A 12,969-nucleotide genomic window follows, 5' to 3' on the forward strand; every position below is an offset into this window, starting at 1 on the left:
TATAGTGGCTCATAGTTCCTCCTAGTTTAATGGATGTCTTTGCAAACACCATTTTACCAGAAACTGTGAGTCATTTTTACTTGTTGCACTTAGATTATAAATTCAAACCGGAAAAATAAAATTGCCGGCGTCCTTCGTTCCCGCAAGGATTCCGGCAAATTGATTTTCTTAGGAAAATATTATATTTCAGTCCTTTTCGATCTCTCCTTTGTTTTCTTCCTCCTTAGGCAGAGGATGCCAGGACACAGGCTCCTTGGAAGGAAACAGTCGTTTTTTCAGCCCCTCCAGAATCCCTTCTACAAAACGGAACCACATCTGCCCAAAAATCACCATCCCCAGCATCACCAGGAAGAGAATACCTGCTTCTTTCGGCACTTTCACCACCTCATTTTGTAGAGAAACGGTTCAGGAAGAACTCCGTAAAGGCCTTCAGTTCCTCCTCCTGAGAGACATAAACATAGAGCTTTTCATCCTCCAGCCAGTCATAGGCGTTGATGCCGATATAGCCTTTCTTGTCGGGATAGATTACAAAGGCGTCTGTGGGATATTTATTCCGATAAGCCTTGAGAATCTCGGACTGGCGATAATAAGTAGCATCACCGCAGCCGGAAAGATCCGGCACCGTAGGCACCACTACAATAGTATTGCTTTCCTCGTTCCATCCCACAATCAGATTGCCGATCTTCGTTTTGCTGCCATGGACAAAGCCATAATTGAACCATGCCACATCCTCCGTATAGCCAAAAATCAGACGGTAGTCATCCCCATGTTCCACCACCTGATTGAAAAGCAGACGCATCTTTTTGGCATTAGCATTGCTTTTTTCCATGTCAATCTCCGGCCCTTTGAATAATTTTCCGAATAAACCCATATGCTTTCCCTCCTGAAAAATATATTGCTTAAAAACGGCTTTTTGCCGTCGAACAGCCATAAAAATAAAGATTATTTTTATAAATTATCTTTATTTTAGGAAAAAGGGGCTCCGCCCGGATATGAGAGCGGAGTTTAAGATTCTTTTTTCATTTCTTCCAGACAATCCACTATAGAACGAATCTGAAAACGGACAGTTTCGTCCACCGCCTCCGGCACCAGCATGGGCAATGTTTCGGGAATGGCTCTGCGCAAAATCATCACTGCCAGACTCAGATTCGTAAACAGGGCAATTCGATCCCTATTGGCCCTCACGCCAAATATCTCCAGAATACCGCCAAACAGCGCCATTTGCTTCCGGCGAAAGGTATCATAGCTTTCCGGCGAGAGCCGCCGAAAAATCATCTGCTGTTCTTCCGTAGTCATGACGGCAATGCCGTTTCGCTCCCCATAACAGCAGGTATGGAGAAAACGGGTCACAGCCTCCTGCCAGCTGAGGGCAGGATCTGACACCAGCCTTCTGGCAAAATCCAATACTTTCGGCTGCTGTAAATACAGCGTCTCTACCACAAGGTCCTCTTTTGTGGGAAAGAAGGTATAAAAAAATGTGCGGGAAATCCCTACTTTTTTATAAATCTGCTCTACTGTGGTATGCTGGATGCCCTGCGCGGCCATCAACTCCAGCGCCGTCGTCAGCAGATCTCTGCGAATCTGTTCCCGTTCTTCTTCTGAATACCCTACCTTTGGCATAGATACCCTCCTAATAATAAAAACAAAATTTATAAACTGTTTTTATTTTATCACGAAAAGGCTTATAAGACAAGAGGGAAAACACCTCCCCTCTAGTTTTCCAAAAAAGAATAACTCCAGATACTGTCCATAAGAAAGCAAAGATTGCCGGAATCCTTTTCATTACAAGGATTCCGGCAATCTTTATTTTCTCAGGAAGATAGCCCATTTTCTTTTGCAGTTCCAAACTGGCAATACCGTTTCCTGAAAGGATGGAAAATTACCAGTTCAATGTATCCCAGCGGAAGGAGTACAGTGTCGTATAGCTGCCGGTCTCATCCCCCAGAAACTCCCGTACCACATATTCTGCCTGATCCGCCCAGCATTTCTGGTAGGGCTCAATCACATAGAGGTAAGGGTAGCTATTGTACTGAATGTACTGGTTGCCGGAAAATTCCGGCAGCATCTGGGTATCACACAGTGTCCACAGAAGCAGTGCGTCCCGGGAGCAGAAGAACACATTGTTCCGCACCGCACAATCCTTCTGGGGATTGTTGCCCCCGTCTACGGCGAATGCACAGGCCTCATTGAACGAATTTTCCTTGCTCAATCCGGAAAAGAGAACCATATTGTCCTCAAAGGTGCAATTCTGGAACATATGGGATTCGTCCGCGTTTTCGTCCCGGTTCATATACCCCAGGCCAGAGCCCACATGGTAAATCAGGTTTCCTATATAGTGGGTGTCCACCGGAGAACAACCGTCGCCGCTGAACATTTCCAGACAAATGCCGCAGTCGATGATGCTGTGAATATAGTTGTTCTGAACCGTCACATGGCTGCTGGCACCGTTGATTCCATCGCCAAACCGGGTCACGCCTCTGGGGTTTGCCTCCAGATCATCGAAGCTGTAAGAGGTTACACAGCCGCCGATCCATGCCACTTCGCAGTTTTGTACCCTGCAGTTGTCCGCGTTATAGTGATATGTAACAGTGCCCTGGGTAAATCCGATGTAGAGGTTATCCAGCACAGTTCCCTCCGACAGAACCTCTATGGACGGCATGGGGGTCACAAACTCGATGCTGTCGTAGATCTTACCGGGATTCCCTTCGTCGCAGCGGAAGTAGAGGGGGCCCTGGGTTCGGTACGCCAGGCAGCCCTCGTCGGTAAATTCTGCGTAAGCCCCCATGAGATAGATGGGCAGGGTGTCCGGCAGTTCACTGTCGGCCTGGGAGAAGAAGGTGAGATCCCGATCCAGCTGTTCTGTCACCACAAAGGGGTCGGCAGAGAGAATCTCTTCTGACGAAAAGGCATTGCCGAGGGATTGGTTATCCGGGCCAACATAGTCCAGATACTGCGTTCCGTCCCAGAAGCCAAGAATCTTCTCAGCCGATTGCTTTTCGTCCAGCACGATCATCCCGCAGTCGGGCAGATCCCGATAGAATACCCAGATGTTGTCTGTTCCCTCCAGCAGAGACCACTTGTCCGGGTCGGCCCCGTTTTCGGGCGAGCCAATGAGCCGGGGTTTCGCTCCCTCACCGTAGGCAGAGTAGGTCACATATGGCTGGGGAAGCAGCATTTCGCCCCGCCAGGTATCACCCCGCTGGAAAAACACCGCGTCTCCCTTTTGGAGCTGCGCGCTGTTCAGCCGGCCGATGGTGGCCCAGGCTGTTTCCGGGCTGGTGCCATCGGCGCTGTCATCGCCGTCGTTGGAGAGATAATAGGCGGTACCGGTATACTCGATTTGTGTTTCACTGTTCAGAATAGACTGCCGGCGCTCCTCCGCCTGGGCCAGGATCTCCTCTGCCACGGCGGCGGAGGCTTCCTCCTCAGGAAACAGGGCGGCGATTTCCGGATTGCTTTCGTACAGGCGCAGCACAGCCACAGCGGCCTCCCGATAGGTCAGAAAATCCATAAGCCGCAGGTAGGTCCCGCCCTCCACATCAATGTCTAAAAGGGGAGAGCCGGTGACACGGGAGAGTCTGCTGACTGCGAAATTGATCCCTCCATGAAAATGAGACAAAACCTCACTGTCATGAACCCAGGCTTCTGTTATGGCCTCGCTGGATTCAGAAAAGGATTCCTCACTCCATCCATCCGTTTTCTCCCAGTCCAAGGACCAGAAAGCTAACCAGTCTACAGAATCATTATTCAGAGTAGGATATCCGCCATCCGGCAGATCAGCGATGTCCATAGCCTCTGCCGCGTACAAAAGCTGGATGGCTCCATGGAAGCGGAACACACTGGCCTTATCCCCCTCTTTGATATAGGAGGTATTTTGCCATGTCTCCATGGCCTCCGGTTTATAAAGTTCTACCAGCCGGGTCAGCATGGTATCAAATTCTCCCTGTGTGACATTCCGCTCCGGATCGTCCGTCTCATCGGCCAGGCCATACCAAAGGGCACGCTCATATTCCTCCGTTGGCATGGGGGTATTGGACGATACAGCACCGGCGTTGTCACTTCCTGCGCCTTGCCCGCAGCCGGCAAGGCAAACACACATTACCAAAGCCAATATGAGCGCAATGCTCCTTTTTTTCATCCTGTATCCCTCCTTTTCTGCACATAAAAATGATTGTATGATATTCCCATTGTATCATGAAACTGATACGGGAGCAAAAACCGCCAAGCAGTTTTGCAGACCTCAAATAATTGAGAAAATGCCCGCTGCCACTCACATTGGCATCGGGCCTTTTTTATACGGCTACATAATTATTCTAACGTTTCAACGCTTTCATCACCGATGGCCAGCTTCTCATAGATCATGGTGTCGTTCTCATAGACGCTGTAAACGCCCAAGAGGGTCGATGCATCCGGCACAATCTCCTCTTTATTGTAAACAGTGCCGTTAAAGGTTACTGCAGGGCCGTCCATTATTACACCAATGGCGGATTCTGTCTCCACTGTGACACCTTCACAGGAGACAAACACTTTGACGAAGTTATCATCCATGGTAGCCTCCTTTGCAACTCCGGGCGTAACCTCTTTACAGGTGACAACGGAACCCTCTCCGAAGGAACAGCCGGCGCCTAAGCTGATCATAGCGTGATAATCGCCCAGGACCGTAAGGCCGCCGTTGAAAGTGCAGTTATCAAAATAGATGCCGCTGCGCAAATCAACGGAGGCATCCCGTGTGCTGGCCGGATCGACGGTCACTGTGACCATCTGGTCAAAGGTGACGTCATAGACTTCGGCTGTTTCCCCCGCCTTCAGCTGGTAATCATACTGCACCTCGGCGGTCTCATTCTGGGCGGAATCAGAGTTGTCGGTGGAGGCGGAGTTATCTGAGCTAGAACAAGCGGGAAGGGCCAGCAGCATGACCGCCATAAGGAATGCAAATAGCTTTTTCATGATCGAATCTCCTTTCATTTTTGGATTTCCTGCTACATGTACGCTGCGGCAGGATTTCAAATCCGGTTTTGTGTCGTTTGCATCTCATCACTACTGCCAGGGGCTCGGTAATTTCACCAGAGTACATGCTAAAGCCCTCAGGCAGCCAGGAAGGTACCCAGACCCTTCATGATGTACTCTGCCAGGGTCTTCTGCTCCTCCAGGGAGGTGGGAAGAGGTGCCGCCCTGAGCGGAGCTCACAGCGCCCAGTATCAGGCGTCATGCAAGGGAGAGGGTAATCCATTGTTTTGTTTTACGTTAGATTCCTCCTTCATAGTCAGCCTAAGCTGAAATTTCCTTCAGTATACCATGTCCAAAGGAAAAAGTGGTGCGCAGCCTGCATACTTTACGACTATTCAAACACAATCTCAAAGATCGCCTGTTCCAGTTGTTCCTGGGCCATGGGCTGATGCTGGAGGCTGAGGGTCAGCCGCCTAAGCCAGGGACAATCCAAAAGCGGGGTCAGGTCCGTAAGAGGATCGTTCCGTAGGTCCACATCCGTCATGGCGGGCATTTCAGGCAGAAAGGAAAGATCATTTATCCCTGTTTCACCAAGGTTCAAAAGGCGAAGGCTGGGTAAACTGGTCAGTGCCTCAGGATGAAGAAGTATGCAGCCGTACAGATCCAGATCCTGAAGCTTTTGAAATCCCGTAAAATAAAATAGATCCACGTTCTGCGTAGAATATAGCCGCAGTTCCATCAGACCAGTCAGTCCCGCCAGGGTTTCCGCCGCCCCGCTGGGCAGTTCTCCTATAATCAGGCAAGTAAGGTTAGGACAGGATTCCAGCGGGGAAAAGTCCGTGACCCAAGTACCGCGCACATTGAGAGACTGTATGCTGCTTCCCTCAAGTTCCTTCAGCGATGTAATACCGGATGCTTCCAATATTACCTCCCGCAATGCGGTCAGCTGGGATAGTACTTCCACAGATCGCACAGGGTTTTCCCCCAGATCCAGCACCCGCAGCTCCGTTTGACCGGCCAGCGGACGCAGATCCGAAATCTGATTCCCCGTAAGGCTGAGATACTCCAAGGGCAGTTCCGCCAGGGGGGATATGTCTGAGATCTGCTGATAGTCCAGGATCAGTATCCGCAAGTTAACACACTGTGCCAAAATCTCCAGGTCGCTGTCATTGATGTCCCCATGGGGGGTCTCCACTAAATAGCGATCATGGGCAAAACCAGCCTGTTCCTCGTGCTCCTGAAGAGTGCTCATCAGTTTTTCTCCGCATACCAGAAGCTGTTCCACCTCTCCCAGTCGCTCTATCGGAATGGGCTCATCCTCCTCCAGCCGCAGTTCCTGGCGCAGCGCGTCCTCCAACAGGGAGGAATGTACCTGCGCTTCCCCGGCAGATGACCAGAGCAGCAGAAGGAGAATGACCGCAAACAGTATTCCTCCAGCAATTCCTGCCATAAGATCCAGCCGGGGGTATTTCAGTGCCCGATATACCGCCCGAACAGAGCCATAGCGGTTTTTGGGGTCAAAAGCAGTGCATCGCCGGATCACACGGCATAGATAATTAGGTTCAATGTCCTGTTTGGAGGATTCAAAGCTGCCGGTAAGCAAAAAGCGCATGAGTACGCCCAAGCTATAAATATCAGAGCGCTGATCGGTCTGCTGATAGCCAAATTGCTCCGGCGGGGCGGTGACCTCTGTTCCAAGAAATACGGTATCCCCTTGCTGCTCTGGTCGGAAGCAGCGGGCGGCCCCCAGATCAATCAGATGACACCGTCCGGTTGGGTCCATCACCACATTCTGAGGCTTGACATCTCGGCAGATGACCGGCGGTTTTTGACTGTGCAGATAGTTTAGCACCTGGCACAGAGACAGTGCCGCTGTCCGTACTTTGTCGGGCGAAAGGGGCCCCTGGGCTGTCACCTGCTCATAGAGGCTGACCCCCTCCATATACTCCCGGATCAGATATTCCTTCCCCTCCCATTCCAGATAGGCGATGGGCTGGGGAAGCTGGGGGTGTCGCAGCCCCCGCAGAAGGTCATATTCCTGTCGCAGTGTGTCCTCGCGCCCCGTGGGCTGGAGTTTCAGCACCGCCGGCCAGCCAGCCTGATCCTGAACCAGATATACCTGCCGTTCTCCATCCTTCAGACAGGCCTGAAGGCTGTATTGTTCTCTCAGACCGGGAGGCAGCGCCAGCTTGTCCAGTACCTGCTCCTGATACTCCCGCAAAAACTGTTCCCGTATCTCCATATTAGCTCTCCTTAGTATAAAGGCTTCGTTCAGGCAGGGAAGCCAGCAATTCTTCCGTTTCCAGTAAAGTCATTTTTTGGTTTAGCGCAAAAATCACAGCGGCGTCCCGGCGTATTTTGGGATAAAGCGCCCCGCAGCCTCCCACCGTCAGCAAGCGTTGGGTTTCCTTTAGCCCCAGCGGCAGGATCAGCGCCGTGCGCAGGAGAATGTCCCGTCCCGGAATACGTTCTCCCCGTAAGACCTGATACCCATAGGACTTGCTGATATCGGCGGCGGCAATCCATTCCGGAATAGAGAATCCGGCCTCTTCTAACAGATCCCGCAATACCTGGGCACAGGTGGGCTCTGTCCGCTCCTTCTGCAAAAGGGCCTTACCGCTTTCACGGCCACGCAGTTTTTGGAATAATTTACTTGTAGTTTCGTACATCTCTTTCCCTCCTCTCAATCATAGCCTGACATTCACCCCAGCCAATCAGGCTGAAGAAGCAATTTTCTGATGCCTGATGCTGTCTCAGCGTAAAAGGTACCAATAGAAACCGCCAAATGTAATAAAATTCAATAAACGAAATTTTTATGAGTTTCTGAATGAATTTTATGCTTTTACATAAGCTGGTCCTGCATATTTTCTATTTTTATTTTATCGTAAAATAAATAATTTCGCCATAGGAAAAAACATCTCTAAAACGATTCCCCGAGATCATTTTATCCGTGGATTCCATGAGCCCCTTCCTTCTGCTGCCTGGGAAAGGCGGAGGCCACAGGATAAAAAAGGCCATACCTTATGAAAAGTATAGCCTTTTTCAAAATAGCGGAGACAGGATTTGAAGTTTACCCCAACCACAAAGCGGCCGGGGACCCCGAAAATATCAGGTTCTGCATGAGACATTTCCGGAACATACAAAAAGACACCATACCTGGTGGTATGATGTCTTTTTGTAATAGCGGAGACAGGATTTGAACCTGCGACCTCCGGGTTATGAGCCCGACGAGCTACCGGACTGCTCTACTCCGCGGCAGTATAGAATGGGCGGAGAAGGATTCGAACCTTCGAAGCTATCGCAACAGATTTACAGTCTGCCCCCTTTGGCCACTCGGGAATCCACCCATATAATGGAATCATTTTTTGCTTATGAGTTTCCGACCTTGCGATTGCTTTGCAATGCGCGAGGAAACGAATGAAAAATGATGGAATGGTTTTTCTTCCGCCAGGAAGAAAAAATAATCCTTTTTTGGAATCATTTTTCGTTTATAAAATCCCGCTCATGCGATTGCTCACAATCTGCGAGAAACTTTACAAAAAATGAAACTTACAAAAAAGAAAAAGCCGATGAACGGACTCGAACCGTTAACCTGCTGATTACAAGTCAGCTGCTCTGCCAATTGAGCCACATCGGCGTATTACATCAAATTATTTTCAGATGCGAATATAATAATAGCATAGGAAAATCATTTCGTCAAGTATTTTTCCGCGTTTTTATAAAAAAATTCCTTATCGCAAAAAATCTGCCGGGAAACCTGTCACGGCTCCCCGGCTCTTTTTCTAATATCAGCCGTATTTTACGGTCAGATTTACATAGGAAATATGCTCCCGCATGGCGGAATATGCTGTTTGATAATCCCCGTTTTTGATGGCATCCAGAATTTTTCCATGAAGTTCAATGGTAACATCGATTACTCTGGGGTTCTGGGTCAAAGATTCCCGCATGGCCAGACGGATACCTTTTTCAAAGGATTCTTTGGCGGCGATCATAGTACTCATCAACAGCTTATTATGGGTAGCCGCCGAAACCTGCATATGAAACATAGAGTCGTAATCTACAAAAAGATTGACGTCATTTTTATACTCGATCATTTTTTCATAGCAGTGGGTCAGCTGGACAATATCCTCCGCTGTCGCCCGTTTCGCGGCATAACTGGCTGTTTCCGCCTCCAGCATATACCGAAATTCCAAAAGGTCATTCAAATCAGAATTTTCCACTGTAATACTGAAGGGCGCGATATTGACGATATTATCAATTTCATTGACATAAGTGCCTGCCTTGGAGCGGCGGATAAAGCCAAAGACGGCCAGGGCCGTATACGCCTCCCGCAGTGTGCTCCGACCTACGCCCAGATGCTCGCTGACGATATTCTCGTTAGGCATCATATAGCCTGCCGGCAGTTTTCCATCAATGATGAGCTCCTTGAATCTTTGAAACAATGTCTGGGATATATTATGTTTTCCCAGATCCTGCTTTAAAAAGTCCACGTTCTCTAAAAAATAATCCCGTTCCATAGAGTCCCTCCTTTCTCTGTCGTATTTTTATGCAATTTTATCATTTGTACTTCCACTTTTATTTTATCACCGGTTTCTTTTAACAGCAAGCCGGAAAACAGTTTTTTCTATAAAAATACAATTTTTTAATTATTCCGTTTTTCTATCATAAATTTTATGGCTTTGGAAACACATATTCTTCTTGAATTTCTTCCAGCGGAATGTCCCGATCCAGCAGGAAGCAGGCTGTTTCCTCATGGATTTCCAATAGTCTCTGGTAATCCTTAGGCCGAACTACATCATACCGTTCACTCTCCGGCAGGGTAATCATTTCATAAACACTGCGGACCATAAAATGATCCTCATTGGCCGCGTTGCGGAACTGGGTCCAAATGGGTACAAAGGAAACTTCTTTCACATTAGGCGTATAATCCGCTGTCTGTTCCACAGTGATATGGAGCACAATAGAGGCGTTTCTGGGCGGTGTGGTCTGGGAAGAAATAAAATTTCCCAGTGAATAGATGATAAACCCATCATGAACGCCGTCGCCATGGTCCACCTGCCGGTATTCCATAGGCTGGAGCACATGGGGATGACTGGCCAGCACAATATCAGCGCCGGCTTCAAACATTTTATCGGCCCATTCCACAAAAACATCTCTGGGATAGGTCTCATACTCATTGCCCATATGCGGCATCACCACCACAATATCGGCCATTTCCTGCGCTCGGGAAATATCCGCCAGAAACTGGGGGTCCTCCAGCCGGTTTACCAGATAATCCTCCGGCACGGGGATGCCGTTTGTGCCATAGGTGGCGGAAACAAAGGCAAAGGTAATGCCGTTGACTTCTTTTGTATAAATCTGGTCCCGTTCTTCCTGAGAGGCATAGGTCCCCACATGGTCGATACCGTATTCATCCAGCAGGGACAACGTGCGAAGCACGCCCTGCGCTCCCGTATCCATACTATGATTATTGGCCGTAGTCAGCAGGTTAAAACCGGCGTCCTTGACGGCGTCCAGAAAGCTGTCCGGCGTATTAAAGCAGGGATAGGAGGAATAAGGCCGATCTGTACCTCCGAAAGTCAGCTCCAGATTTCCGATCACAAAATCATAGCCCTCAAAAAACCGCTTCACGTCCTGAAAATTATGCATAAAATTATAGGTATCCGTGGCGGCGTCATAAGCCTCGTTATATTGATAGTCATGCACCATGATATCCCCTACCACCGCCATGGTAACCTCCTTCACCACCGGGGAAGACGCTCCCGCCGAGGCGGTATATTCCGCTTCCTTCTCGCATCCCCCCAAACAGAAAAGCGCCGCCAGCAGCCCAAGAATAAACACTCTTTTTTTCATACCTATGCCCTCCTTTTTCACGATTACGTGGTTCTTACTCCGATTATATCATTTCTTCCCCAAAACCAAAGTATTTTGTCGAAAAAGGACAAAATTATTTTCCCCGGAAATCTATTTTTCCGCAAAAAAAGAGTACCCGCTTTTTTATCAAAAAACGCATACTCTTTCGTGATCCCATCAGGCTGTTGATTCATTTATTTTAGAATTTTCCGCCGCCTCCGCCAAAACTTCTGCCGCCATGGCTGAAGGTAGAGGAACCGCCGCCCCAGCTGGAACCGCCGCTGTGGTGGTTATGATTTTCCGGAATCTCTGTGCGGATGGTATGGGTAGAAACAAAGGAATCACGGTCGATCCTCATATGCAGGCCGTTCTCCTTCAAGTAAGCCCGTCCATCCGTATAGGGCCGCACATTATTATGTCCCCGCTTCATGGAAATCACCGAAACCCCGGCAATCACAATGGAAAGGACAAAGGCCACCCCCAAGCATAACAGCAGGGTATGATTGGATTTTGACATCTGGTATTCGGAAACAAAGCCTTCCGGATTTTCCAGATACTGCTGATACTGTCCACAATAGTAGTCGACATTATCCAGAAACAAAGACATGGCTCCATAGTAATTTCCTGCCGAAAGTTCCGGCTTTACCTGATTCCAGATCCCGTCGATATAATAATCCGTAAAAATATCAATGGCTTCGCCCGCCGTCACCATCTGGGCATCTCTGCCGCCCATATCAATGATAAAGACAATACCGCTCTGGTCCTGTCCCAGACCAAACGCCCCATCGATATAAAACTGGGCCGCATATTCTCTGGCGGAAAGCCCGCCGGTATCCTCTGTGGTCAGAAACAGCACATCCAGTCCCCAATCCTGACCAATCTTCTGAGCTCTGGCGGAAAGCTCCGCCGCTTCCTCCTGTGTATACAGCCCGGCTTCATCAAAGACATAGCCTTCCGTCCGCCCAAAGGCACTTACGGAAAACAGCAGCAAAAAGCAGAGCGTCAGACAAAAGCATCTGATTTTCCTCATAAGAGAACACCTCCCACCAAAAAGGCAAGAATACCTGTAATGACCAGAGAGATCAGGAAAATAAGAAAGAACCATTTGACGCTTTTTCCGCTGTCTATGGGCAGCTGGCCCACAATCTTCCCGGTCTGGCCGTTCATGGCGAACAGATAATTCTGATCCTTATAGCGGCTCATGAGCATCCACACCGGCAGAAGCAGGTAGTCCTGCTTTTCCGATTTGAATTTCGTATCACAGCGGATGCTGTGAACGCTGTGATACCTTCCGCTGTTTTGGCCCGCCTGACGCTGGACGCCGGGAGAAATGCGGTTGGTCATGCGCTCATACAGATCCTTTGGTTCATACGTGTATTTTTCCGCCAGATAGCCGCTGAGATACCGGATATCGAAGGGCTGGGCCTTGGAAAAATCAAAGGGCTCCAAAGCATCCATAAGATCATCCTGCATTTTTTCCGAAGCATCCAGAGGGATCTGCGCAAAATCCATAGTACCAGCCCGGTGGATATGGAACAGGTCGATCTTAGTATAATGAAAACGGCTGTCGCTCCAAATGGTATGTATCTCTCCAGTAGCGTGATAATCGAAATCGGCGCTGCAGTCGAAAAGCCAGAAGGGCACATAAATGCCCGTGATCTTTTCCAGCCGCTGTTCCTCCGTAAATCCGTCAGGCAGCAGCTTTTTCCCCTCACAAAGCTTTAAAAAGGCTTCCTGCGCCTGTTTTTTATCCGTTTCAAAGGGGACCACCGCCGAAGGATGGTATTTACCGCTGAATTTCTGGGGCAAAACCGTAGGGTTCTGGCAGAATACGCAAAAGGTAGCCGCCGTAACGTCATCCGTGATGATTTCCGCCCCGCAGCTGGGACAATGATACGCCCGAAGATGGGCGTCCTCCTCCTGCTCGGTGATATTCTCCTGAAACTCAAATTCCAGTTTTCCCTGTTCTCCGCTGTCGCCGGGGCTTACCTCATAACTGCTGTCCTCCACAGCGGCGCCTCGCTGCTCCAGTTCTTCCTTCGTAAATTCCGAGTCGCAGTAATCGCAGACCCATTTTTCCCTGCCGCCGTCATAACGCAGATAAGCGCCGCAGCCGGGACAAAGAAAGGTAATGGCTTCCATGCCCGCTCCCTCCTTCATGACAGAAAA

Annotated in this window: 11 protein-coding genes and 3 tRNA genes; all 14 read right to left on the bottom strand. The window is 49.3% G+C overall.

All coding sequences use genetic code 11. From position 1 onward, the window contains the following. Positions 1–186: 186 nt before the first annotated feature. The 14 genes from H9X84_RS10435 to H9X84_RS10500 all read right to left on the bottom strand — a co-directional run bounded on the left by H9X84_RS10435 (position 187) and on the right by H9X84_RS10500 (position 12,942). The gene (locus tag H9X84_RS10435; protein WP_205134042.1) at positions 187–375 is read right to left on the bottom strand and encodes a hypothetical protein; all 189 of its coding nucleotides are present in this window, start codon (positions 373–375) and stop codon (positions 187–189) included. Positions 376–385: 10 nt separating this feature from the next. Next, complete coding sequence (locus H9X84_RS10440) at positions 386–871, bottom strand: hypothetical protein (RefSeq protein WP_205134043.1); 486 nt, start codon at positions 869–871, stop codon at positions 386–388. A 134-nt stretch (positions 872–1,005) separates the two neighbouring features. Next, a complete protein-coding gene (locus H9X84_RS10445) occupies positions 1,006–1,620 on the bottom strand; it encodes a TetR/AcrR family transcriptional regulator (RefSeq protein ID WP_205134044.1) in 615 nt (204 codons plus the stop codon). Between the two features lie 259 nt (positions 1,621–1,879). Next, positions 1,880–4,138, bottom strand: a complete 2,259-nt coding sequence (locus H9X84_RS10450) for a hypothetical protein (protein ID WP_205134045.1) — start codon at positions 4,136–4,138, stop codon at positions 1,880–1,882. A 170-nt stretch (positions 4,139–4,308) separates the two neighbouring features. Beyond that, positions 4,309–4,947, bottom strand: a complete 639-nt coding sequence (locus H9X84_RS10455) for a hypothetical protein (RefSeq protein WP_205134046.1) — start codon at positions 4,945–4,947, stop codon at positions 4,309–4,311. Positions 4,948–5,338: 391 nt separating this feature from the next. Then, positions 5,339–7,189: a protein kinase domain-containing protein gene (locus tag H9X84_RS10460; RefSeq protein WP_205134047.1), complete on the bottom strand. Its 1,851-nt coding sequence runs from the start codon at positions 7,187–7,189 to the stop codon at positions 5,339–5,341. Position 7,190: 1 nt separating this feature from the next. Next, positions 7,191–7,616: a hypothetical protein gene (locus H9X84_RS10465; RefSeq protein WP_205134048.1), complete on the bottom strand. Its 426-nt coding sequence runs from the start codon at positions 7,614–7,616 to the stop codon at positions 7,191–7,193. Between the two features lie 512 nt (positions 7,617–8,128). Beyond that, positions 8,129–8,202: transfer RNA gene (locus tag H9X84_RS10470), tRNA-Met, on the bottom strand. Positions 8,203–8,213: 11 nt separating this feature from the next. Further along, a tRNA-Tyr gene (locus H9X84_RS10475) sits at positions 8,214–8,294 on the bottom strand. A gap of 217 nt (positions 8,295–8,511) precedes the next feature. Next, positions 8,512–8,584: transfer RNA gene (locus H9X84_RS10480), tRNA-Thr, on the bottom strand. Between the two features lie 151 nt (positions 8,585–8,735). Next, a complete protein-coding gene (locus tag H9X84_RS10485) occupies positions 8,736–9,464 on the bottom strand; it encodes a FadR/GntR family transcriptional regulator (protein WP_205134049.1) in 729 nt (242 codons plus the stop codon). A 154-nt stretch (positions 9,465–9,618) separates the two neighbouring features. After that, positions 9,619–10,800 carry a CapA family protein gene (locus H9X84_RS10490; RefSeq protein WP_205134050.1) on the bottom strand — a complete coding sequence of 394 codons (1,182 nt, stop codon included), beginning with the start codon at positions 10,798–10,800 and terminating at the stop codon, positions 9,619–9,621. A gap of 199 nt (positions 10,801–10,999) precedes the next feature. Continuing rightward, complete coding sequence (locus H9X84_RS10495; RefSeq protein ID WP_205134051.1) at positions 11,000–11,830, bottom strand: TPM domain-containing protein; 831 nt, start codon at positions 11,828–11,830, stop codon at positions 11,000–11,002. Beyond that, positions 11,827–12,942 (bottom strand): hypothetical protein, encoded by a 1,116-nt coding sequence (locus tag H9X84_RS10500; RefSeq protein WP_205134052.1) that lies wholly within the window; start codon positions 12,940–12,942, stop codon positions 11,827–11,829. The genes H9X84_RS10495 and H9X84_RS10500 overlap by 4 nt, the downstream gene beginning before the upstream one ends. Positions 12,943–12,969: the final 27 nt, after the last annotated feature.

It is taken from the genome of Anaerotignum lactatifermentans, assembly GCF_016902535.1.
Lineage (GTDB): Bacteria > Bacillota > Clostridia > Lachnospirales > Anaerotignaceae > Anaerotignum > Anaerotignum lactatifermentans_A.

What these genes read in the sequence shown, in the direction of transcription:
- H9X84_RS10445 (WP_205134044.1), bottom strand. Translation starts at nt 1,620, where the DNA reads ATGCCAAAGGTAGGGTATTCAGAAGAAGAACGGGAACAGATTCGCAGA.
- H9X84_RS10460 (WP_205134047.1), bottom strand. Translation starts at nt 7,189, where the DNA reads ATGGAGATACGGGAACAGTTTTTGCGGGAGTATCAGGAGCAGGTACTG.
- H9X84_RS10485 (WP_205134049.1), bottom strand. Translation starts at nt 9,464, where the DNA reads ATGGAACGGGATTATTTTTTAGAGAACGTGGACTTTTTAAAGCAGGAT.
- H9X84_RS10450 (WP_205134045.1), bottom strand. Translation starts at nt 4,138, where the DNA reads ATGAAAAAAAGGAGCATTGCGCTCATATTGGCTTTGGTAATGTGTGTT.
- H9X84_RS10455 (WP_205134046.1), bottom strand. Translation starts at nt 4,947, where the DNA reads ATGAAAAAGCTATTTGCATTCCTTATGGCGGTCATGCTGCTGGCCCTT.
- H9X84_RS10490 (WP_205134050.1), bottom strand. Translation starts at nt 10,800, where the DNA reads ATGAAAAAAAGAGTGTTTATTCTTGGGCTGCTGGCGGCGCTTTTCTGT.
- H9X84_RS10495 (WP_205134051.1), bottom strand. Translation starts at nt 11,830, where the DNA reads ATGAGGAAAATCAGATGCTTTTGTCTGACGCTCTGCTTTTTGCTGCTG.
- H9X84_RS10440 (WP_205134043.1), bottom strand. Translation starts at nt 871, where the DNA reads ATGGGTTTATTCGGAAAATTATTCAAAGGGCCGGAGATTGACATGGAA.
- H9X84_RS10500 (WP_205134052.1), bottom strand. Translation starts at nt 12,942, where the DNA reads ATGGAAGCCATTACCTTTCTTTGTCCCGGCTGCGGCGCTTATCTGCGT.
- H9X84_RS10465 (WP_205134048.1), bottom strand. Translation starts at nt 7,616, where the DNA reads ATGTACGAAACTACAAGTAAATTATTCCAAAAACTGCGTGGCCGTGAA.